Source organism: Aeromonas sp. MR16 (assembly GCF_022549315.1).
GTDB lineage: Bacteria > Pseudomonadota > Gammaproteobacteria > Enterobacterales > Aeromonadaceae > Aeromonas > Aeromonas aquatica.
Window position 1 is genome coordinate 1 of the sequence record NZ_JAKZFK010000039.1, and the last position, 20,564, is coordinate 20,564.

Below are 20,564 nucleotides of genomic sequence, written 5' to 3' on the forward strand. Positions count from 1 at the left end.
TGCTCTACCAACTGAGCTATTCCCGCAACAGGATGTCATCTGCACATGATTGGAGCGGGAAACGAGACTCGAACTCGCGACCCCGACCTTGGCAAGGTCGTGCTCTACCAACTGAGCTATTCCCGCATCGGAATATCATCTACAGAATCTAACTAAAAGCATTGGAGCGGGAAACGAGACTCGAACTCGCGACCCCGACCTTGGCAAGGTCGTGCTCTACCAACTGAGCTATTCCCGCAACATAGATTGTCTTGAGGTGCTTGCTGATGATTGGAGCGGGAAACGAGACTCGAACTCGCGACCCCGACCTTGGCAAGGTCGTGCTCTACCAACTGAGCTATTCCCGCATCGGAACATCATCGGCAAATTTTTTGGAGCGGGAAACGAGACTCGAACTCGCGACCCCGACCTTGGCAAGGTCGTGCTCTACCAACTGAGCTATTCCCGCAACTACCTTAAAACGGCCGCACAGCATTTGGTTGCTTGCGCTACTGTACGGGAGCCGAATTATAAGAGCAGTCATTCCAATTGCAAGGGCTTTTTTGTCACTGTGCGGCCGTTCGCTCAAAAGCTGTCCGAACTGCCGATTTTAGCAGCCTGGCATCGCGCCGGCGACGCCAAGCCCTTGCCGGCAACTCAGATTTTGAAGACGTGGCTGCGGTAGAACTGCAGCTCGGCGATGGATTCGCGGATGTCGTCAAGAGCCTGGTGGGAGCCACTCTTGGTGAATTGATCCAGCAGTTCTGGCTGCCAGCGACGGACCAGCTCCTTGATGGTGCTGACGTCGACGTTGCGGTAGTGGAAGAAGGCCTCCAGCTCGCTCATGTGCTTGACCATGAAGCGGCGATCCTGGCCGATGCTGTTGCCACACAGGGGGCTGGTGCGCTCCGGCACCCACTCTTGAATGAACGCCAGCGTCTCGGCCACGGCGCGCGCCTCGTCATATTCACTCGCCTTGACCCGGGCTACCAGACCGCTCTTGGTGTGGGTGTTAACGTTCCAGTCATCCATCTTGGCGAGCTCGTCGTCGCTCTGGTGGATGGCAATGACAGGCCCCTGTGCCAGCACGTTCAGATCCTTGTCGGTGACGATGGTGGCGATCTCCAGTACCACGTTCTCTTCGGGGTCCAGACCCGTCATCTCCATGTCGATCCATACCAGGTTCTGCTCGCTGACTGTCATGATTGCTCTCTCTAGTGGGAGGAATGGCGGAGTTTTGCCAATTTGCATGTATCATACTGGCTTTGGATCTGTTCATAAACTGGCGAATCGAGTGGCAAAGAAAGCAAAACTCAATCTGGGTCAACAAAGGCGTGTCCAGGCCAACCGCGAACGGCGGCTGCAAAAAGATCACAGCACAGTGGTCGATGACACCCTGTTTGGCCCGGCCATCGAGGGGGTGGTGATCAGCCGCTTCGGTCAGCATGCGGACGTGGAAGCCGTCGATGGCACCATCCACCGCAGCAATCTGCGCCGCAGCAGCATCAGCAGCCTGGTGTGCGGTGACAAGGTGGTCTGGCGTCCCGGCCTCAATGCCGCAACGGCGGGGGTCATCGAGGCGGTGCATCCGCGCCACTCGGTGCTGACCCGGCCAGACTTCTACGACGGGGTCAAACCCATCGCCGCCAACATCGACCAGATCATCATCGTCTCGGCGGTGATGCCGGAGTTCTCCACCAACATCGTCGATCGCTACCTCGTCGCGGCAGAAGATGTGGAGATCCAGCCGCTCATCGTGCTGAACAAGGTCGACATGCTCGATGACGCCGCCCGCGCCCGCATCGAGAGCCAGCTCGCCCCCTACCGCAAGCTCGGCTATCAGGTGATCCTGGTGAGCTGCGAGAGCGGCGAGGGGCTCGATGAGCTCAAGGCCCAGTTCGAAGGCAAGATCAGCATCTTCGTCGGCCAGTCCGGGGTGGGCAAGTCGTCCCTCACCAACGCCCTGATGCCGGGGCTGGATGTGCTCACCGGCGAGATCTCCGAAAACTCGGGGCTCGGCACGCACACCACCACCACGGCGCGGCTCTATCACTTCCCGAGCGGCGGCGATCTCATCGACTCCCCCGGGATCCGCGAGTTCGCACTCTGGCATCTGGAAGCCGACCGCATCACCTGGTGCTTCGTCGAGTTTCGTGACTACCTGGGTGGCTGCCGGTTCCGTGACTGCACCCACAAGAACGATCCCGGCTGCGCCCTGCGGGCGGCGGTCGACAGCGGCGCCATCAGCGCGGATCGCTTCCACAACTATCACCGCATCCTGGAAACCATGCAGGAAGCCCGCCACGGTCGGCAACAAGCCCGGCTGTGACCCCATCAACCCATTTTAATAAAGTCGATGAAGATCATGAGCATCACTGACAACCTGAAAATTGCCGGTCAATACTGCCTGCCCAAACACGCCGTCTCCCGCCTGGTGGGCAAGCTCGCGGCCGCCGAGGCCGGCAGCCTCACCACCAAGGTGATCACCGCCTTTATCAAGCAGTACCAGGTCGACATGAGCGAGGCGCTGCACGAAGACCCGGCCCACTATTCGAGCTTCAACGCCTTCTTCACCCGCGAGCTCAAGCCGGGGATCCGCCCTCTGGTGGAAGATGCCATGACCCTGGCACTGCCGGTGGACGGCACCGTCAGCCAGCTCGGCCCCATCCATCAGGGTCGCATCATCCAGGCCAAGGGCCACGACTACAGTGCCCGCGAGCTGCTGGGGGGCTTCGATGATCTGGTGGCGCCGTTCAAGGACGGCGACTTCGCCACCATCTATCTGGCGCCCAAGGATTACCACCGCATCCACATGCCGCTGGACGGCGTGCTGGAGAGCATGGTGTTCGTGCCGGGGGATCTGTTCTCCGTCAACCCGCTCACCGCCGAGAACGTGCCTAACCTGTTCGCCCGCAACGAGCGGGTGGTCGCCACCTTCCGCACCCCCCATGGCCCCATGGCACTGGTGCTGGTCGGTGCCACCATAGTCGCCAGCATCGAGACCATCTGGGCCGGCAACATAGCGCCGACCAAACACAAGGAAGTGGTGCGCTGGGACTATAAGGGCGATGAGGCCATCACCCTGCAAAAAGGCGCCGAGATGGGCCTGTTCAAGCTCGGCAGCACCGTCGTCTGCCTGTTTGGCCCCGGCATGCTGGCGGGCTTCGAGCCCCATCTGGCCAACGGCGTGACGACCCGCATGGGACAACCCTTCGCCAAGCTGGCTGCAGCAGAATGAGTGACCAACAAGGCACTTCGCAGCCGAAGAATCCACTGCATGGGCTGACCCTGGAGGCGATTATCACCGCCCTGGTGGCCCACTACGGCTGGGAACAACTCGGGAAGGAGATCGACATCCGCTGCTTCACCCAGGATCCCAGCATCAAGTCCAGCCTGAAGTTCTTGCGCAAGACCCCCTGGGCACGGGAAAAGGTCGAGAGCCTCTATCTGTACGTCCAGCGCAAGCAGGCAAAACAGGCAGGATCCCGCAGTGTTTAAATCCAGCCTGACGTTCTTGTGCAACGCCCCCTGGGCAGGGGAAAAGGTCGAGAACCTCGACCTTTACGTCCAGCGCAAGCAGGCGAAAAAGAAGGAAGACCCCGATGGCGTTTAAAATTACTTACACCTACGGCAAAAAAACCAAAGAGATCGGCTACGCCAACGACAAGTTCAACAGCATCTACGATGCCATCGCCGCGGCCGAGGGGATCAACCTGGCCAGCTTCCACGCCATGGAGGCCCAGCTGGCCCAAGTCTGCCGCCGCGACAAGAAGAGCGTGAAGGATTACCGGGAGAACTACTTCAAGGAGCTGGGTTTCTCCAACATCGTCATCGAACGGGATGGCCAGGAGTAATATGCGCACTCTGACCCTGATGGCCGCCTCCTTGCTGCTGGCGGCCTGCAGCACCCCGGAGCAGCACCTGGTGGGCAACGATCAGGATGCCCACGGCTGCCGTGCCAGCGCCGGCTACCAGTGGTCCGCCCTGACCGAGCAGTGCGTGCGCCTGTTCGAGCAGGCCATCCGCCTGCAATCCCTCGAAGCCAGCGAGACCGGCAGCGCCTTCGTGCTGTTCAACGCCGATCAGCGCGAGGCCGAGCTGACCCTGCCAAGCGGCGAGCAGATCCGGCTGATCCGGCAGGGGGACGAGGGCAACTGGTCCTGGCAGGGCGGCGCCTATCAGCTCTTCCCCTGGAAGGGTTATCTGCTCAAGTCCGGCGAGCAGGTCCTGTTCCACGGTGACAGCGCGCTCTGATGGCCAGCCAGCCTTCCCACAAAGCCCCCGGCCCCTGCCGGGGGCTTTTGTTTATAGGCGGCGTGGATGAGTGAACGGCCACCTCTTCCCGCCGGAGAGTCCAAAAACAAAAACCCCGTTGCAGGCAACGGGGTTTTTCGTGCGGGGCTGCAGGGCAGGATCAGTTGCCGAGGGTGGCAAACAGGCTCTGCTCCAGGCTGCCGCGGGAGACGCAGACCGGCGTGATGGAAGGGGCCTGCACGCGTTCGCCGGAGGACTCGACGAAGTAGAGCTGGGTGTTGCCCTTGACGTTGACGGTGGCCACGCTGTTGTTGCCGCTCTGGGTGATGATCAGGTTGATCTGCAGATTCGGGTTGCCCAGCGCGACCTTGGAGCCCATGGTGCCGCAATCCAGCCACTCCAGGCCATCGGCCGAGTTCTCGACGTTGGCGGTCATCAGACCGGAGCCACGCTGGCTGTTCTCGATGTTCAAGCCGTGATCGCCAAACCACTTCTCGGCGCGGGCCCACACCAGATCGACCGGGATCTGCATCTCCTGGGTGTTGTTGGTCGCCTTGGCAACCGGCGGGGTATAGCGATACTGCTCGCCGCCGTTGTTGTCACTGGCACAACCTACCATCAGCAGGGCCAGGGCGCCCCCCATTATCTTCTTCATGCTGTTTCTCTCGTCCATAAGGCCACCTGAGGCCAACCGGCGGCTATTATGGCGCCCGCGACACGGGCTGTCAGCAGGGATCCACATAAATGGCGGACTCTTAACCCACGCTTTACAAAACTGGCCTGTTATCATAGATTTGCTCGAAGTCTCCCCCGTGAGTGCTCACGTGAATTCTTTGCTCTCCCTGGCGCTGCTGCAGCAGATCATCGACCAGTTACCCATGAATATCTTCTGCCGGGATACAAACGGACGGTACCTGTTTGCCAACAAGGTCTTCGCAAGGGAGGCCGGCCTGCAGTCCCCCCGCGAACTCATCGGGAAACTGGATGCCGAGATGCCCTGGGGCGATGCCTTCCGGGAGGAAGATCGGCGCCTGCTGGCCGAAGGCAAGCCCCTGCTCCATCAACAACTGCACTGCCACAGTGGCGATGCCACCAGCTGGATGGAGATCCACAAGGTGCCGCTCTATGACGAGCAAGGGGAACCGCTCGCCCTGTTCGCCATGATCAGCGCCATAGACAAGCGCAAGGAGCTGGAGCAGACCTTCCGTCAGCAACAGCTGCTGCAGCGCCGTCTGCTCGATGCCATCCCCGACCCCATCCGGCTGGAAGATCACCAGGGCGTGCTCATCGACTGCAATCAGGCCTTTCTCGACTTCATGGGACTGGCGGCGAGCGAGGCGCTCGGCCATCGTGTCGCCCCCCGCCTGCCCATAGAGCAGGCGCTGGGACGCGGTGAGTATTGCCTGATGGATGCCCATGGTCAGGGTCGTCACCTGGAGATAACCCGGGTCGAGGTGCCGGACGACGAGGGCAACTCCCTCGGCATTCTGACCCTGAGCCGCGACATCACCGGGCTGCGCACCACCCAGGCCCAGCTGCAACAGGAACAGCACTACGACAGCCTCACCGGCCTGCTCAAGCTCTCCCACTTCCTGCAGACCAGCCGCCATCTCGGTGCCCGCAAGGCCAGCCTGCTGCTGGTCGATCTGCAACATTTTCGCGAGATCAACGATCGCTTCGGCATCCGGGTCGCCGATCGCCTGCTCAGCCAGGTCGCCCGCCGTCTGCAGCGGCTGGCACCGCCCCAGTCCCTGCTGTGCCGGGTCGCGGCCGATGACTTCGCCCTGTTGCTGCCGGAGCTCCCCCTCTCCTTGAGTGACTGGAGCCGAAATCTGCAGCATGAGCTGATGACCCCCTATCAGGTCGAGGAGCACAGGATCCAGATCCCGGTCTTCCTCGGCATCGCCCACGGCAAGGCCAAGGATGCCGAACGCCTGCTGAGCCACGCCGAAGCCGCGCTGGCGCAGGGCAAACACCAGCAGCAGCACTGCACCCTGTTCGATCCCGAACTCGATGCCAGGCTCAAGCGCCGCCAGCTCATCGCCGCCCAGTTGCCGCTCGCCATCAAGGCGGCCGAGCTGACCGCCGTCTATCAACCCATCATCTGCACCCACGACAACCAGTTGCACGGTGCCGAGTTGCTGTGCCGCTGGCCCCACCCCGCATTCGGCATGATCTCCCCCGACGAGTTCATCCCCCTGGCGGAGGAGCTCGGCCTCATCGGCCAGCTCGGTCAGCTGATGCTGGAGCTGGGCTGCGCCCAGCTGGCGCGCTGGCAAGTGGCGGCGCCGGACCTGGTGCTCTCCATCAACCTGTCGCCGCTGCAATTTCGCGATCCCGAGCTCTGCCAGCAGATCTTCGCCTGCATCGAGCGCCACGGGCTCGCCCCCTGGCAGCTGGAGCTGGAGATCACCGAGGGGGTGCTGATGGAGAATGCCGACGAGATAGAGAGCAACCTCGCCAGCCTGATCGAGGCCGGCTTCCATCTCGCCATCGATGACTTTGGTACCGGTTACTGCTCGCTGGCTTACCTGCCGCGGCTGCAGGTGGCGACCCTCAAGCTGGACAGGAGCTTCACCCAGGGGCTCGCGACCAACCAGGCCACCACCGCCATAGTGCGCTCCGTCATCGGCCTCGGCCACGAGCTCGGTATCAAGATCACCGCCGAGGGGGTGGAGACTCAGGAGCAGCAGGAGTGGCTAGCGCAGGCGGGATGCGATCGGCTGCAGGGCTACCTGTTCAGCCGTCCCCTGCCCCCCGAGCAGTTTGCCCGCGACTACCAACTGCTCGCAGTCCTCTGAAGCACGCGTAGCAAAAAGGCCACATGATGTGGCCTTTTTGCTATTTGAATCCGGGCTTATTCCTGGCAGCAAGTGCCCAAGCCGTCATGGTCCACACCGTATTTTTCGAGGGGAAGGGTCAGCATCTTCTCTATGTCGGCATGTCGGCGGCCAGGGGACCCGGCTTATTCCTGGAAGTAGGTGCCCCAGCCGTCGTAGTCCACGCCGTATTTCTCGAGGATCGGCAGCATCTTCTCGATGTCGGCGAGGATGGGCTCGATCTCCAGCTTGCGCTCGACGGTGGCGTCGAAGCAGAAGATGGTCGCGCCGTCATCCAGCTCCATCTCCTCGGCATCGGTCACTTCGAAACCGGCCTTGAACAGGTCGACGGCGGCCTTTTCCAGCAGATCGAAATCCTGGCAGGCAAAGTGGTGCTCAATCTCGTAATCCATATCCGCATTGCTGCCGTCGGCCAGCAGCTCGTTGACGATGGCGGTGGTCTCTTCGCGCCACTCTTGCATGTTGATACTCATATAAACCCCAGACGGTATTGGATGGTTGTCGACACCCTGCTGGCGGGCACTCTGCGGCAGAGTCAGCCCAGATCGCCGCCAGGCAGTTGGTTGCGGCAAAGCATACTCGCAGAGCGCATCAGGCTCAATGCGAGGGGCCAAGATAACCGCCACCCGAAGAGAGGCACCACCTTTGCTCAAGGAGGCAATACCTCGGCGGCGGGCAGACATGGGCAACAAGCGGCCAGGTTGCTCGGATATCGAGCAAACGATGCGACAATCCGCACCCCATAGTTGACACCCCAGTCCAGAAAGGGTTTAATGCGCGCCGTTGCCCAGATAGCTCAGTCGGTAGAGCAGGGGATTGAAAATCCCCGTGTCGGCGGTTCGATTCCGTCTCTGGGCACCAATAATTCCTCCTTAGTTCAGTCGGTAGAACGGCGGACTGTTAATCCGTATGTCACTGGTTCAAGTCCAGTAGGAGGAGCCAAATTCGAAAGGCCCGCTCATCTGAGCGGGCCTTTCTGCATCTGCCATTCTCGCGCCTTCCTCCCTAATATCGATTCTCGTCCCCGTGCCAGACGTGCCCCGCATGACAGGCCCGCGCGACCTCATGACAGGGATCATCGGCATGGCTGCGGAAGAAATGCTGATCCTGCTGCAGCAGGAACGCACTCATCGAGTGGCTGATCCCGGCCAGTGCCTCGCCGGCGGTCAACCCTGCCATCCGATGATCGGTGGCCAAATGGGCCAGAACTTTCTCACGACTATTCATGATCGCCTCCCTCGTTGAATCGTGCCGTAAATTGACGATAGCAGCAGGTGCCAGACTATCGCAAACCCGCGCCAGCAAAGGGCCCCAGCCTAGTCCCTCCGTGTCGCTCAAGCGACTGATACCCGAGCAATGCTCATGCAAAAGGCCCGCTACAGTGAGCGGGCCTTTTGTACTCTTGCTAGCCGCCGTTACAGGCCGCCAGCAGCAGGGTCGCCCCGCAGGTGGCGCTGAATACCAGCAACCCCGCCTGCAGCACACCCTCCGGATCTGTCTGCTTCCTTTTTTTCCTGAACCTTATCCATTTAGGCTTCATCGAGCCCACCTCGTCCTGTTATGCGTCAGCTCTCCTGCCCTCCTCGGCAGGCCGCTCATCTTTGTCCGCACGCAATCCCTCGTCAATCACCCCGACACAATAAATATCCTCGCGCGCCGACCCCCGGTTCCAAGGAGAGATGGCGCTATCAGGGTGTTAACAATCTGGAAAACCGGCGTGACCCGCTTGCGTGCCAGGGCTATCATGAAGCCGACGATTTCCGACCCCAGGGAGACCCCAGATGAGCAGCCCCTTGCATTACGTGCTGGATGGCATCCATTGCGAGCCACATTTCTTCAGCGTGCCCCTCGACCACCAGCAGCCTGACGATGAGGAGACCCTCACCCTGTTTGGCCGCACCCTCTGTCGCCTTGACCGGTTGGACGATGACCTGCCCTGGCTGCTCTATCTGCAAGGGGGCCCGGGGTTTGGTGCCCCGCGCCCCTGCGCCAACAGCGGCTGGATCAAGCGGGCCCTGCAGGAGTTTCGGATACTGCTGCTCGATCAGCGCGGCACCGGCCACTCCAGCCCCATCCACGCCGAGGCCCTGGCCCATCTCGACCCGCACCAGCAGGCGGACTATCTCAGCCATTTCCGTGCCGACAGCATAGTGCGGGACGCCGAGCTCATCCGCGAGCAGCTGAGCCCGGATCGCCCCTGGAGCCTGCTCGGCCAGAGCTTCGGCGGTTTTTGCAGCCTGACCTACCTCTCCCTGTTCCCGGACAGCCTGCACGAGGTCTACCTCACCGGCGGGGTGGCCCCCATAGGCCGCAGCGCGGATGAGGTCTATCGCGCCACCTACCAGCGAGTGGCGGACAAAAACCGGGCCTTCTTCGCCCGCTTCCCCCACGCCCAGGCCATCGCCAACCGGCTGGCGAGCCACCTGCACCGCCACGATGTACGCCTGCCGAACGGCCAGCGCCTGACGGTGGAGCAGCTGCAGCAGCAGGGGCTGGATCTCGGCGCCAGCGGCGCCTTCGAGGAGCTCTACTACCTGCTGGAGGATGCCTTCGTCGGCGAGCGGATCAACCCCGCCTTCCTCTACAAGGTGCAGGCCATGCAGCCGTTCAACACCAACCCGGTGTTCGCCATACTGCATGAATCCATCTACTGCGAGGGCGCCGCCAGCAACTGGGCGGCCGAGCGGGTCAGGGGCGAGTATCCGGTACTGGCCTGGGCACCGGGCAAGGACTTTGCCTTCACCGGCGAGATGATCTTCCCCTGGATGTTCGAGCAATTCCGCGAGCTCATGCCCTTGAAAGAGGCCGCCCACCTGCTGGCCAGGAAGGCTGACTGGGGCCCGCTCTACGACCCTGCGCAGCTGGCTCGCAACAAGGTGCCGGTGGCCTGCGCTGTCTACGCCGAGGACATGTACGTCGAGTTCGACTACAGCCGCGAGACCCTCAAGGGGCTGGCCAACAGCCGCGCCTGGATCACCAACGAATACGAGCACAACGGCCTGCGGGCCGACGGTGAGCAGATCCTGGACCGGCTCATCCGCCTGAACCGGGATCGCTGATCCCGGCCAGGCACAAATACCCAATAATAAGATAGAGGGCGGATAACAAGCCGCCCCATCCTCTGGAAGCAGCACAAAATAATAAGGATCACCCATTGGATCACCCGGAAATCTCGGCCGGCTGGCTGAGCCGTCTCTTCTATCACTGGACGGGCCCGCTGCTGCGCAAGGGGCTGAGCAAACCCCAGGTCACACTCGACGATCTCTATCCCCTGTTACCGGAAGACAGACGCGACGAACGCGCCGATGCCTTTCTGCGGCTCACCGCCACCGCGCCGGTGCGCCCCTGGCCCATCATGGCCTTCATCTGGCGCCATTACCGCGGTCGCATCGGCCTGCTCACCCTGCTGCAACTGCTCGGCATGATGGCGACCCTGGCCAGCCCCTGGTTGCTCAACCACAGCATGACCCAGCTCGGCGCGGGCGCAGCCACCGGCCACAAGCTGCTGCTGGCCCTGGCCCTGTTCGCCTCGGTGCTGGCCGCCGGCATGCTGGCGGAGCACTCCCTGCAACTGGCCCTCAAGATGCACGTCCCCATCCGGAGGCTGCTGGCGGAATCCCTGCTCGCCAAGGTGATGAAGCTCGGCGGCAAGAGCTTCGATGACAGGGCCGGTGGCCGGGTGCAGAACCTCATCAACCGGGATGTCTGGGATATCACCTGGATATTGGCGGATCCCGCCATGCCGCTCACCATGGCGCTGCAACTCATCGGTACCATAGCCCTGCTGGTGTGGCAGGTGGGCAGCGCGGGCCTGGTGGGCTTCGCCGTGCTCACCCTGCTGCTGCTGGTCTCCACCCGGATGGTGCGCCGCATGAACCAGCAGGAGCAGCAACTCAAGCGCCAGCAGGACGAGCGCAACGGCATCCTGGCGGAGTACATCAAGAAGCTGCGGCTGGTGCGCCAGAACGGGCTCGGCGCCTTCTTCACCGGCGCGGCCAACGCCAAGCGCCAGCAGGAGCTCGGCGTGCTCGGGCGGGTGCTCAAGCTCGATGCCATCAACAGCTTCCTGATGATCAGCACCCCGCTCTTGGTGACGCTCGCCACCTTCACCACCTATCTCGCCTCGGGTCAGAGCCTGACCCTGCCCCAGGTGTTCACCACCATAGCCCTGTTCGCAGTGCTGCGGATCCCCATGATGCGGCTGCCCTACCTCATCCGCACCCTGATCAACTTCAATACCGGCTTCAACCGGCTGTGTGAATTCCTCAACAGCCCGGAACAGCACAGAGACCTCAGCGACCCCAGCCTGCCGCTGGGCGCCCTGCGGATGGAAAACGTCACCGCCCTGCATCAGCAAAAGCCGGTGCTGCAAGGCATCAGCCTCACCATCCAGCCGGGGGAACTGGTGGGGATCACCGGGGCCACTGGGGCGGGCAAGAGCTGCCTGCTGCACCTGGTCGCCGGCTTTGACAACGACTTTGCGGGGAGCATCCGCCGCCACGGCCGGGTCGCCCACCTGGGCCACAAACCCTGGCTGATGAACGACAGCATTCGCAACAACATACTGTTCGGCCAGCCCTGGCACGAGGAGCGCTACCACTGGGTGCTCGGCGCCTGCGCCCTCGGCGCGGACCTCAGCCTGCTCAGCCACGGGGATCAGACGCTAGTGGGCGAGCTCGGCACCCGGCTCTCCGGCGGCCAGCAGCAGCGGGTCGCCCTGGCCCGCGCCCTCTATGCGAAGGCCGACATCCTGCTGCTGGACAACCCGTTGTCGGCGCTGGATCCCATCGTCTCGGCCCAAGTGCTGGAGCAGGGGCTCGCCTTCAAGCCGGGCCCGACCCGGCTGCTGGTGAGCCACGATCCGGACGTGCTGGCCCACTGCGATCGGGTGATCCGCATCGAGCAGAGTCAGCTGCGGGAGCTCGATGCCCACCAGCTGGCGGATCTCATCCAGCATCCGCAGCCCGTGCCCCTGGTGGCGCCCCAGGAGGCGGAGCAATTCAGCGAGGAGAAGGTGGTCGAGGGCAAGGTGGACTGGGGGTTGTTCGGCTTCATGTGGCAGCGCCTGGCCGCCCCCGGCGCCATCCTGATCGCGTTGCTGCTCACCCTGGGACAGGAGGGGCTGCGCATCGCCTCGGATCTCTGGCTCGGCGGCAAGGCCGAGGTGGCGGATGTGCGCACCCTGCTCGGCATCTATGTGCTACTGGGGGCGGGCTCCCTCGTCTGCATCATGGTGGTGCGGATCATCAACTACAAACTCGGCCTCAAGCTGGCCTGGACCCTGTTCGACGGCATGCTGGGCCGCATCAGCCGCGCCCCCATGGCCTTCTTCGACAAGGTGCCCCAGGGGCGCATCCTCAACCGCTTCGATCGGGACCTCGGGGAGGCCCAGGAGGTCTTGCTGTCCATGTTGATGGGGCTGTTCGCCATGCTGATCTCGGTGCTGCTGCAGGTGGTGGTGATCGGCGTCAACATGCCGCTGCTGCTGCTCATCGCCCCCCTGGTAGGCTGGGCACTCTATGTGCTGCAACGCCGCTACCGGGCGGTGCAGCTCAAGCTGCGGCGCCAGTCCTCGGTGCTGCGCTCGCCGCTCTACATCAGCATAAGCGAGACCATTCGCGGCGCCCCCGCCCTGCGTCTGGCCGGGGCCGAGCGCTTCGCGCTGGATCAGGTGCTGCATCACTATGACAACAACCTGCGCAGCTGGTACACCACCACCTCCATCAACCGCTGGCTCGGCATGCACCAGACCCTGCTCTCCGCCGCCCTGGTCGGGGCCGTGGCGCTGATGGTGGCCTTCAGCAACAGCTCGCTGCTGGGGGCCGTGGCCATCACCTACGCCTTCACCGCCTCGGCCATGCTCAACTCCCTGATCCGCACCTTCGCCGAGGTGGAGCAGGTGATGAATGCGGTGGAGCGGGTGCGCGAGTACAGCGAGATCGAGAGCGAGCGCCAGGAAGGTGAGCCGCTCGCCACCCCTCATCCCAGGGTGCGCTTCGACAACCTGGGGCTGCGCTACCCCGAGGCGAGCCAGTGGGCGCTGCACAAGGTGAACTTCGAGCTGGCCCCCGGCGAGAAGGTCGGCGTCTGCGGTCGCACCGGCGCGGGTAAGAGCTCCCTGCTCGGGGTGCTGCAGGCCATGTATCCGGTCTCCCAGGGGGAGATCTACTACGACGAGCAGCCGCTGTCGGCGCTGGCGCCGGAGGCGGTGCGCGATCTGTACGACACCGTCTCCCAGATCCCCCTCACCTTCTTTGGCACCCTGCGTGCGAATCTCGCGCCCCTGACCGAGCAGGATGACGCCGCGCTGGAGCTGGCCCTGGCCCGAGTCGGTCTGGCCGAGCGCTGCGCCGGTCGGCTGGACGAGGATCTCGACAAGCTGCAGCTCTCCGCCGGCGAGACCCAGCTCCTGGTCATCGCCCGCATCCTGCTGTCGCGCCGCCCGCTCATCGTGCTGGACGAGGCCACCTCGGATCTCGATCACGGCGGCATGCGCAAGATGGCGGAGCTGCTCTATCGCTACCGACCGGAGGCCAGCTACCTGGTAATAGCCCACCACCTGGAGCCGCTGTTGTCGGTGGACAAGGTGGTAGTGATGGAGGCGGGCACCGTGGTGGAGCAGGGATCCCCGGTCAGCCTGCTGGCGAACCCGGACTCCCGCTTCCACCAGCTGTTCGCCGGTCAGGTCAATCGCCAAGTCGCGGAGCTCCATGTCTGAGGCGGGCATCAACCGGTGAATACCCTGACGTAAAGAGGGCTGCCTGCGGGCAGCCCTCTCTTGTCGTGCGTTGGCCTCAGCGCTCCATGATCTGGGTCACGTCGTCCTTCTTGATCAGCATCTCCCGCCCCTCGGCATCGTAGTAGCGGTACATGTCGGTATCCTCATCCAGCTTGGGTTTGCTGTCGGTGGCGATCATGCGCCCGTCCTTGGTGCTCATGATGTATTGAGAACTGCAGCCCGCCAGTGCCAGCACACAGGCCAGGATCATCATCAGTCGTTTCATCACCGTCTCTTCTCCCTCCCGCATCCTCGGCACGAGGATGTTTCTTGAAGCCTAGCTCAGCCATCTGCCCCCGAATAAGCGGACCATCAATATCAGGATCACCTACGTAATCCTCTGCTTTACTACTATACGGCAGCATATGTGCAAACCCCATATGAAAAAGGCCGGACATCTGTCCGGCCTTTTTATCGCAGTCTGCTCATGACTTGGCAGGCTGACGCTCACCGGTGACGATGGGGTTCTTGGGGTCAGCACTCCACTCGTACCAGCCGCCGTCGTAGACGCTGATCCGCTTCCAGTCCATCAGCCAGGCGTAGAAGAAGGCTTCGGAGGCGCGCCAGCCGGTACCGCAGTAGAAGGCGGCCTGCTGGGTTGGCTCTATGTTCCACTCGTCCCACATGCTGAGGATCTCGCGGGCCGGTTTCATGGTGCCATCCGGGTTGTGGAAGTCGCTCATGCTGTTGGCATCCACCCCACCCCGACCCCACTTGGCCCCTGGGATGTCGCCCTTGGGTTTGATGTAGCTGTAGCCGGAGGTCTTGCCGATGTACTCGTCCCAGGTCCGCACGCTAACCAGGGCGCTGTCGGGCTGCTTGAGCAGCGCTTTCGCCTGACTCAGGGTGGTGTAGTACTCGGGGTGTGCCGGGATGCTGACGCCGAACTCCTTGGCCGGCTTGAAGGTATTGGTCAGGCCGGTCTCGGTGCGCAGGTGCTGCACGAACCAGGCATCCAGGCCACCGTCCAGCAGCCGCACGTCTTCCACCCCGGCATACATCATCAGGTGCGCGGCACGGGCCGCCGCCATGGTGTTGCGACCATAGAGGATGACGGTGGTGTCGTGACGGATGCCGTTGTCCAGCAACAGCTTCTTGAGCGCCTCATCGGACACCTTGTTCCACAGCGGCTCCTCTTCCAGGCGGTTGGTGTCGATGTACCCGGCCCCCGGAATGTGGCTCAGCAGGTAGGCCTTGGGAGCGCCCCAATCCACCTCGAACAGCTTCCAGTCCCCTTTGGGGGCGGCTGCGACCGGCTTGCCGGCCTGCAGATCCGCCAGCCAGAGCGGATAGACCAGCTGCTGCCAGCGCGCCAGGTACTCGCGCGGCGCATCCTTCCAGCCCTGCAGCTCGAACAGCTGCTTGATGCCCTGCTGACGCAGCAGGCGAGCCACCTCGGCCACGGCGCGCGGTTCGCCATAGAGCGCCACCGGCTTGTCCGGGCTCAGCCCCTTGTCCTTGAGCGCCTTTGGCCACTCTTCGTCACTGTATTTCCACTCGGCGGAGAGGTTCTCGGCGCCAGTCACGTGGCCACCCTGCTGCTCGTCCACCATGGGCCAGCCCTGGTAGAAATAGCTCGGGCGGGTATCCAGGATGACCGCCTCCTTGGCCTTGGCATCGACCAGGGTCAGCGGGGGCAGTTCGGCGGCAAAGGCGGGCAAGGCACACCAGAGCAGCAAGGTCGCCAGGGTGGCCCGTAGCAGGCCCATTATTCGTTTCATGATGATGTCTCGATTCAGAGTGAACAAGGTTAAAAAATAGAGCGGCCCAGGCGCTCCGCCAGCAGCTCCAGCGCGGCCGTACCGGCCAGGGAGTTGCCGGCCTTGTTGAGCTCGGGCGACCAGACACAGACACACAATTCCCCGGGGATCAGCGCCATGATACCGCCGCCGACCCCGGACTTGCCCGGCATGCCGACCCGGTAGGCAAAGTCACCCGCCTCGTCATAGAGGCCGCAGGTCGCGAGCAGGGCATTGACCTGCTTGGTGGTGCGCGCCGGCAGCAGCGGCGTGCTCTCGCCGAGGGGCACCCCGCGATTGGCCAGATAAAGGAAGGTGCGGGCCAGATCGACACAGCTCATGCGGATGGCACAGGCATTGAAGTAGCTTTGCAGCACCTTGTCCACCTCGTTTTCGAAGTTGCCATAGGCCTTCATCAGGTAGGCGATGGCCGCGTTGCGGGCCGCATGCTGATACTCGGAGCGCGCCACCACCTGATCCGCGACGATTGCCGGATTGCCCGACAACCGGCGCACCAGCTCCAGGGTACGCTGGCGCGGGGCGGTGAGACGGGTCTCCAGCAGATCGCTCACCACCAGGGCACCGGCGTTGATGAAGGGATTGCGGGGAATGCCCTGCTCGAACTCCAGCTGAACCAGCGAGTTGAACGGCTGGCCCGAGGGCTCCTTGCCGACCCTGGCCCAGATCTCGTCCTCCTGATAGAGGGTCAGCGCCAGGCTGAGGCTGAGGGCCTTGGAGATGCTCTGGATGGAGAAGGGCTCGAAGGCGTCACCGGCGGTGAACAGCTCCCCCTCCACGGTGCAGACCGCGATGCCGAGCCGGTCGGCGGGCACCTGAGCAAGCGCGGGAATGTAATCGGCCACCTTGCCTTGTCCCAGCAGCGGGCGAACCTGCTCAAGAATGCTGGCCAGTAATTCGGATGACAACACCATTGGCTATTCCATGAGGTGAAACGGGGTGAGGGAGCCCCCCCACCGACAAAAATCCCGCCGGCGGCGGGATTTTCTATCTGCCCGAGCGGGCACTTGGTATCAGGCGGGCTCGCCGTACCAGAGGTCGAACAGCTCGGTGACCACCACGGCTTCCATCCCCTTGCCTTCCAGCCAGGATTTGATGGCGGCGCGGTCTTCTTCGGTACACTTGCCAAGCTGCTGGGTGCAGATCATGCCTTCCCAGGCCAGGTGACCCGAGCCGGCGAAGGCCAGCTTGCGAGGTTCGATCACTTCATCGATCAACGCATCGACCAGCGCATCGATGGTCTCTTCGGCGGTGCCGACCGGGAAGTTGAAACTGATGTCGAATCCCATTTCCTGGAATTCGTCGACGCGCAGTTTCTTACGCAGACGGCGACTACGATTGGCCATGATAGCTCCTTAGGTTAATTGACGGGTTATTAGCTAACGCGTTTGAAAATCAGGTCCCAAACCCCGTGCCCCAGGCGGTGGCCACGTTGTTCGAATTTGGTCAGCGGGCGCCAGTCGGGACGGGGCACCCAGTTGCCGCTCAGGGCGGTATTCTCATAGCCTTCGGCGGCGCTCATCACTTCCAGCATGTGCTCGGCATAGTTTTCCCAGTCGGTGGCCATGTGGAACACGCCACCGATGGCCAGCTTCCGGCGAATGTCCTGGGCGAACGCCGGCTGCACGATGCGACGCTTGTGGTGACGGCTCTTGTGCCAGGGATCCGGGAAGAACAGCTGCAGGCAGGCGAGCGAGCCGTCCGGGATCATGTGCTCCAGCACCTCCACCGCATCGTGGCAGATGACCCGCAGGTTGGTGACGCCGGCTTCCTGGGCGGTGCCGAGGCAGGCCCCGACGCCCGGGGAGTGCACCTCGATGCCGATGAAGTTCTTCTCGGGGGCATTCTTGGCCATCTCCACCAGGGAGGCGCCCATGCCGAAGCCGATTTCCAGTACCACCGGGGCCTCACGGCCAAACAGCGCCACCATGTCGAGCGGGGCCGGTGCGAAATCGATGCCCATGACCGGCCAGAGATCTTCCAGGGCCTTCTCCTGTCCTTTGGTCAGGCGGCCTTCGCGACGGACGAAGCTGCGGATCTTGCGCATGAACTTGCCGTCTTCGTTAAATACATCTTGGGTCACTGGCATAATCAAATTGCTCGTTATTGCATCCGTCTGGGTCACAGACGACATAAATGGATTGTTCGTCATGTCATCGGCCCGGCCACACACGACGGGTAAATCCTGCGTCATTTCAGCGGCCGGTGAAAACCGGGGAGCGAATTATCCCAAGATAGGCTCAGGGCGCAAGTGTTTCGCGCAACAAATCCCCGTCTCTGACCAATTCCGCCAGCATGGTTGACAAATGCCACCCCCTTCACAGAATCTGCCGGGCGTCAGGTGCATCCTGACACGCGATAATAAAGCCATACACAACAAAGGATTGCAGTATGAAAAAAACAGTATTGACCCTGGCCATCGCGACCCTGCTGGCCGGGTGCAACCCCTCGGACAATGATTCCCAGCCCCCCGCCCCCGCCAGCCAGGCTTACGAGTATCTGGTGCAACTGAGCTCCAGCGCCGAAGGCATAGGCGCCAGACCCACGGGTACCGAGGCCGAGACCCGCGCCGCCGCCTGGATCCAGGATCACCTGACCGGCTGGGGCTACGAGGTGCAGAACCAGCCATTCAGCTACACCAAGAGCGGCGCCAGCAAACAGTCCCAGAACCTCATCGCCGAGCTCAAGGGCCAGAGCGACAAGGTGATCCTCATCGGCGCCCACTACGACAGCACGGGTGACAAGAAGGGATCTGAAGGGGCCACCGACAACGGGGCCGGGGTCGCCGCCCTCTTGGCGGTGGCCGAGGCGCTGAAGGATCAGACCCTGCCCTACACGGTGCGCTTCGCCTTCTTCGGGGCGGAAGAGAACGGCCTCAACGGCTCCAAGGCCTATGCCGCCGGCCTGGACGGCGCCGCCGTCGCCCAACTGCTGGCCATGGTGAACTACGACACCATCGCCGGCGGTGACATCGTCTATGTCCACTCCGCCCACTCGGACGTGGCCGAGTACAGCTGTGCCGAGCCGGGCCGCTACAGCTTCGATCCCAAGGTGCGGGACCGTCTGCTGGCCATCTCCAAGCAGGGCGCCACTCCCTTCGCCATTCACCCGAGCTATCCCGGCTATCCGGAGGGGGAGACCGGCAGTTGGTCCGATCACGCTCCCTTCGCCTGCCTGGGGGTACCGGTCGCCTACGTGGAGGCGACCAACTTCACCATCGATGGCGCCGATGGCTATGACGGCTACTCCCAAAGCACCAACCCGGCGCTGTGGGACTGTTACGACGAGGCCAGCAAGAGCGCCTGCGATCGGGACAGCGAGACCCAGTGGGGCAAGGTCTGGCACACCCAGTACGACCGCCTCGACAAGATGGCCGAGCTGTTCCCGGGCCGGGTCCAGCAGCAACTCGGTGCCAACACTGACCTGATGATCCGCTTCCTGAAAGAGCCGGGGCTCTAAGTACTGAACTGATGATCTGCATCTTCCCTGAAAGAGCCTGGGCTCTGAGGACCGGATTGATGATCTTCTTCGTCAAGGAGCCAGGGCACTGATCCGGCGATAACGGCGGCAGGCGTGCCCTGCAGAGAGATTGACGCCCTTTTCGCCACGGGAAGCCATAAAATGCGGGCAGGTGCCAAACCTGCCCTTTTTTATGGATTTTTGTTGCAGCCATTGCCTCATTTTTTAAATCTGATACAAACGGATAACTTGGCGGTTGAATGGAGCGACCGCCACCTTAGTCAGAGAGAACCCTATGCAGCCGTTTTTTGCCCAGCGCTTCGAGAAGGTCGAGCCTTCCTTTATCCGTGAAATCCTGAAAGTCGCCACCAATCCGGAGATCATCTCCTTCGCCGGCGGCCTGCCCAATCCCCATCTGTTCCCGGTCAAGGCCATCGATCAGGCCTGCCAGGACGTGCTGCGCGAGCAGGGTGCCGCGGCCTTGCAATACGCCACCACCGAGGGCTTCGCCCCGCTGCGCCAGTACATTGCCGATCGCTACCTGAGCCGTCACGGCATGAGCGTCAATCCCGATAACATCCTGATCACCAGCGGCTCCCAGCAGGCACTGGATCTGCTGGCCAAGGTGCTGGTCAACGAAGGGCAGGATCTCATCATCGAAGAGCCGGGCTATCTCGGCGCCATCCAGGCGTTTTCCGTCTATCAACCGAACTTCAGGCCCATCACCCTGGGGGAAGAGGGGCTGGATCTGGCCGCGCTGGATGCGCTGCTGGAGCAGGGCTCGAACGCCAAGCTGCTGTACGGGGTGCCGAACTTCCAGAACCCGAGCGGTGTCTCCTACAGCCGCGCCAACCGCGAAGCGCTGGCTGAGCGGCTGGTGCGCCACGAGCTGCTGATGATCGAAGACGACCCCTATGGCGAGCTGCGCTTCGAGGGGGAACACCTGCCCCCCATCGCCAAGCTGGCGCCGAGCAATACGGTACTGCTCGGCTCCTTCTCCAAGACGGTGGTGCCCGCCTTCCGTCTCGGCTGGATGCTGGTGCCGGACTGGCTGCGCAAGAAGGTTACCATCGCCAAGCAGGCGACTGACCTGCACAGCAACGCCTTCAGCCAGCAGGTGCTGCACCGTTTCCTGACCGACCATTCGCTGGATGCCCACCTCGAGAAGATCAAGGAGGTCTATGGCCGCCAGCGCGCCGCCATGGAAGCCGCCCTGACACGTCACTGCCCGCCAGGCGTGAGCTACACCCGGCCACAAGGGGGCATGTTCCTCTGGCTGACCCTGCCTTCGAGCGTCAGCGCCATGGCGCTGTTCGACGAGGCGATCAAGGAGAAGGTGGCCTTCGTCCCTGGTGCACCCTTCTACGTTCGCCCTGAAATACAGAATACCCTGCGTCTGAGTTTCTCCTGCGTAGACGAAGCCACTACAGAAGAGGGCATCAAGCGCCTCTGCCGCGCCCTGGCCCACATGCTATAAGTACCCCCTGAATGAAAAAA

General features: G+C 62.7%; 21 protein-coding genes and 6 tRNA genes. 13 read left to right on the plus strand and 14 right to left on the minus strand.

Annotated features, from left to right (window positions below):
- Window positions 1-50 precede the first annotated feature (50 nt).
- The 5 genes from MM194_RS19625 to orn all read right to left on the minus strand — a co-directional run bounded on the left by MM194_RS19625 (window position 51) and on the right by orn (window position 1,182).
- Window positions 51-126, minus strand: a tRNA-Gly gene (locus tag MM194_RS19625).
- A 36-nt stretch (window positions 127-162) separates the two neighbouring features.
- Window positions 163-238, minus strand: a tRNA-Gly gene (locus tag MM194_RS19630).
- Window positions 239-271: 33 nt separating this feature from the next.
- Window positions 272-347, minus strand: a tRNA-Gly gene (locus MM194_RS19635).
- Window positions 348-372: 25 nt separating this feature from the next.
- Window positions 373-448: transfer RNA gene (locus tag MM194_RS19640), tRNA-Gly, on the minus strand.
- A gap of 188 nt (window positions 449-636) precedes the next feature.
- The gene (gene orn / locus MM194_RS19645; RefSeq protein ID WP_241344616.1) at window positions 637-1,182 is read right to left on the minus strand and encodes an oligoribonuclease; all 546 of its coding nucleotides are present in this window, start codon (window positions 1,180-1,182) and stop codon (window positions 637-639) included.
- Window positions 1,183-1,273: 91 nt separating this feature from the next.
- On the opposite strand from orn, the gene rsgA reads away from it, so the two are divergent.
- From rsgA to MM194_RS19675, 6 genes are read left to right on the plus strand one after another with little or no spacing between them, the layout of a single operon-like run.
- Window positions 1,274-2,308, plus strand: coding sequence for a small ribosomal subunit biogenesis GTPase RsgA (gene rsgA / locus MM194_RS19650; RefSeq protein ID WP_033129572.1), 1,035 nt, complete (start codon window positions 1,274-1,276; stop codon window positions 2,306-2,308).
- A gap of 36 nt (window positions 2,309-2,344) precedes the next feature.
- Entirely contained in the window at window positions 2,345-3,217 is an 873-nt protein-coding gene (gene asd, locus MM194_RS19655) for an archaetidylserine decarboxylase (RefSeq protein WP_241344618.1), read from the plus strand.
- Window positions 3,214-3,477 (plus strand): VF530 family protein, encoded by a 264-nt coding sequence (locus tag MM194_RS19660; protein ID WP_241344619.1) that lies wholly within the window; start codon window positions 3,214-3,216, stop codon window positions 3,475-3,477. Before asd ends, MM194_RS19660 begins: the two co-directional genes overlap by 4 nt.
- Window positions 3,470-3,592: a hypothetical protein gene (locus MM194_RS19665; protein ID WP_347006512.1), complete on the plus strand. Its 123-nt coding sequence runs from the start codon at window positions 3,470-3,472 to the stop codon at window positions 3,590-3,592. Before MM194_RS19660 ends, MM194_RS19665 begins: the two co-directional genes overlap by 8 nt.
- The gene (locus MM194_RS19670) at window positions 3,582-3,833 is read left to right on the plus strand and encodes a DUF2960 domain-containing protein (protein ID WP_033129570.1); all 252 of its coding nucleotides are present in this window, start codon (window positions 3,582-3,584) and stop codon (window positions 3,831-3,833) included. The genes MM194_RS19665 and MM194_RS19670 overlap by 11 nt, the downstream gene beginning before the upstream one ends.
- A 1-nt stretch (window position 3,834) precedes the next feature.
- A complete protein-coding gene (locus MM194_RS19675) occupies window positions 3,835-4,233 on the plus strand; it encodes a hypothetical protein (protein WP_241344621.1) in 399 nt (132 codons plus the stop codon).
- 160 nt (window positions 4,234-4,393) lie between these two features.
- Here the strand turns inward: MM194_RS19675 and MM194_RS19680 are convergent, their stop codons facing one another.
- Window positions 4,394-4,888, minus strand: coding sequence for a hypothetical protein (locus MM194_RS19680; RefSeq protein ID WP_033129576.1), 495 nt, complete (start codon window positions 4,886-4,888; stop codon window positions 4,394-4,396).
- Window positions 4,889-5,057: 169 nt separating this feature from the next.
- Between MM194_RS19680 and MM194_RS19685 the strand changes: the two genes are divergently transcribed.
- A complete protein-coding gene (locus MM194_RS19685) occupies window positions 5,058-7,034 on the plus strand; it encodes an EAL domain-containing protein (protein ID WP_241344623.1) in 1,977 nt (658 codons plus the stop codon).
- Window positions 7,035-7,198: 164 nt separating this feature from the next.
- Here the strand turns inward: MM194_RS19685 and rraB are convergent, their stop codons facing one another.
- Window positions 7,199-7,534, minus strand: coding sequence for a ribonuclease E inhibitor RraB (gene rraB / locus MM194_RS19690; RefSeq protein WP_033129575.1), 336 nt, complete (start codon window positions 7,532-7,534; stop codon window positions 7,199-7,201).
- 324 nt (window positions 7,535-7,858) lie between these two features.
- On the opposite strand from rraB, the gene MM194_RS19695 reads away from it, so the two are divergent.
- Window positions 7,859-7,934, plus strand: a tRNA-Phe gene (locus MM194_RS19695).
- A gap of 5 nt (window positions 7,935-7,939) precedes the next feature.
- A tRNA-Asn gene (locus tag MM194_RS19700) sits at window positions 7,940-8,015 on the plus strand.
- Between the two features lie 63 nt (window positions 8,016-8,078).
- Here MM194_RS19700 and MM194_RS19705 read toward each other — a convergent pair.
- Together MM194_RS19705 and MM194_RS21985 are read right to left on the minus strand one after the other, a co-directional pair.
- On the minus strand, window positions 8,079-8,300 hold the full coding sequence (locus tag MM194_RS19705) for a hypothetical protein (RefSeq protein WP_033129567.1): 222 nt from the start codon (window positions 8,298-8,300) through the stop codon (window positions 8,079-8,081).
- 178 nt (window positions 8,301-8,478) lie between these two features.
- Window positions 8,479-8,613 (minus strand): hypothetical protein, encoded by a 135-nt coding sequence (locus MM194_RS21985; RefSeq protein WP_152599024.1) that lies wholly within the window; start codon window positions 8,611-8,613, stop codon window positions 8,479-8,481.
- Window positions 8,614-8,854: 241 nt separating this feature from the next.
- Between MM194_RS21985 and MM194_RS19710 the strand changes: the two genes are divergently transcribed.
- Complete coding sequence (locus tag MM194_RS19710; protein ID WP_033129566.1) at window positions 8,855-10,132, plus strand: alpha/beta hydrolase; 1,278 nt, start codon at window positions 8,855-8,857, stop codon at window positions 10,130-10,132.
- 95 nt (window positions 10,133-10,227) lie between these two features.
- Window positions 10,228-13,791, plus strand: a complete 3,564-nt coding sequence (locus MM194_RS19715) for an ATP-binding cassette domain-containing protein (RefSeq protein WP_241344625.1) — start codon at window positions 10,228-10,230, stop codon at window positions 13,789-13,791.
- Between the two features lie 76 nt (window positions 13,792-13,867).
- Here the strand turns inward: MM194_RS19715 and MM194_RS19720 are convergent, their stop codons facing one another.
- The 5 genes from MM194_RS19720 to trmB all read right to left on the minus strand — a co-directional run bounded on the left by MM194_RS19720 (window position 13,868) and on the right by trmB (window position 17,697).
- On the minus strand, window positions 13,868-14,077 hold the full coding sequence (locus MM194_RS19720) for a YgdI/YgdR family lipoprotein (RefSeq protein WP_033129564.1): 210 nt from the start codon (window positions 14,075-14,077) through the stop codon (window positions 13,868-13,870).
- A gap of 199 nt (window positions 14,078-14,276) precedes the next feature.
- Window positions 14,277-15,572, minus strand: a complete 1,296-nt coding sequence (locus MM194_RS19725; protein ID WP_033129574.1) for a sulfurtransferase — start codon at window positions 15,570-15,572, stop codon at window positions 14,277-14,279.
- Between the two features lie 29 nt (window positions 15,573-15,601).
- Window positions 15,602-16,522, minus strand: a complete 921-nt coding sequence (gene glsB, locus MM194_RS19730) for a glutaminase B (RefSeq protein ID WP_033129563.1) — start codon at window positions 16,520-16,522, stop codon at window positions 15,602-15,604.
- A 99-nt stretch (window positions 16,523-16,621) separates the two neighbouring features.
- Window positions 16,622-16,954 (minus strand): YggL family protein, encoded by a 333-nt coding sequence (locus MM194_RS19735; protein ID WP_033129562.1) that lies wholly within the window; start codon window positions 16,952-16,954, stop codon window positions 16,622-16,624.
- A gap of 29 nt (window positions 16,955-16,983) precedes the next feature.
- Complete coding sequence (gene trmB, locus MM194_RS19740; RefSeq protein ID WP_033129561.1) at window positions 16,984-17,697, minus strand: tRNA (guanosine(46)-N7)-methyltransferase TrmB; 714 nt, start codon at window positions 17,695-17,697, stop codon at window positions 16,984-16,986.
- 302 nt (window positions 17,698-17,999) lie between these two features.
- Between trmB and MM194_RS19745 the strand changes: the two genes are divergently transcribed.
- Window positions 18,000-19,067, plus strand: coding sequence for a M20/M25/M40 family metallo-hydrolase (locus MM194_RS19745; RefSeq protein ID WP_241344627.1), 1,068 nt, complete (start codon window positions 18,000-18,002; stop codon window positions 19,065-19,067).
- A 295-nt stretch (window positions 19,068-19,362) separates the two neighbouring features.
- Window positions 19,363-20,544, plus strand: coding sequence for a PLP-dependent aminotransferase family protein (locus MM194_RS19750; RefSeq protein ID WP_241344628.1), 1,182 nt, complete (start codon window positions 19,363-19,365; stop codon window positions 20,542-20,544).
- Window positions 20,545-20,564: the final 20 nt, after the last annotated feature.

Bases quoted from the DNA above. Each gene is read 5' to 3' on its own strand.
- MM194_RS19705 (WP_033129567.1), bottom strand. From the start codon at position 8,300: ATGAATAGTCGTGAGAAAGTTCTGGCCCATTTGGCCACCGATCATCGG.
- glsB (WP_033129563.1), bottom strand. From the start codon at position 16,522: ATGGTGTTGTCATCCGAATTACTGGCCAGCATTCTTGAGCAGGTTCGC.
- orn (WP_241344616.1), bottom strand. From the start codon at position 1,182: ATGACAGTCAGCGAGCAGAACCTGGTATGGATCGACATGGAGATGACG.
- MM194_RS19660 (WP_241344619.1), top strand. From the start codon at position 3,214: ATGAGTGACCAACAAGGCACTTCGCAGCCGAAGAATCCACTGCATGGG.
- MM194_RS19680 (WP_033129576.1), bottom strand. From the start codon at position 4,888: ATGAAGAAGATAATGGGGGGCGCCCTGGCCCTGCTGATGGTAGGTTGT.
- MM194_RS19725 (WP_033129574.1), bottom strand. From the start codon at position 15,572: ATGAAACGAATAATGGGCCTGCTACGGGCCACCCTGGCGACCTTGCTG.
- MM194_RS19670 (WP_033129570.1), top strand. From the start codon at position 3,582: ATGGCGTTTAAAATTACTTACACCTACGGCAAAAAAACCAAAGAGATC.
- MM194_RS19675 (WP_241344621.1), top strand. From the start codon at position 3,835: ATGCGCACTCTGACCCTGATGGCCGCCTCCTTGCTGCTGGCGGCCTGC.
- MM194_RS19735 (WP_033129562.1), bottom strand. From the start codon at position 16,954: ATGGCCAATCGTAGTCGCCGTCTGCGTAAGAAACTGCGCGTCGACGAA.
- MM194_RS21985 (WP_152599024.1), bottom strand. From the start codon at position 8,613: ATGAAGCCTAAATGGATAAGGTTCAGGAAAAAAAGGAAGCAGACAGAT.
- trmB (WP_033129561.1), bottom strand. From the start codon at position 17,697: ATGCCAGTGACCCAAGATGTATTTAACGAAGACGGCAAGTTCATGCGC.
- asd (WP_241344618.1), top strand. From the start codon at position 2,345: ATGAGCATCACTGACAACCTGAAAATTGCCGGTCAATACTGCCTGCCC.
- MM194_RS19720 (WP_033129564.1), bottom strand. From the start codon at position 14,077: ATGAAACGACTGATGATGATCCTGGCCTGTGTGCTGGCACTGGCGGGC.
- MM194_RS19750 (WP_241344628.1), top strand. From the start codon at position 19,363: ATGCAGCCGTTTTTTGCCCAGCGCTTCGAGAAGGTCGAGCCTTCCTTT.
- rraB (WP_033129575.1), bottom strand. From the start codon at position 7,534: ATGCAAGAGTGGCGCGAAGAGACCACCGCCATCGTCAACGAGCTGCTG.
- MM194_RS19710 (WP_033129566.1), top strand. From the start codon at position 8,855: ATGAGCAGCCCCTTGCATTACGTGCTGGATGGCATCCATTGCGAGCCA.
- MM194_RS19745 (WP_241344627.1), top strand. From the start codon at position 18,000: ATGAAAAAAACAGTATTGACCCTGGCCATCGCGACCCTGCTGGCCGGG.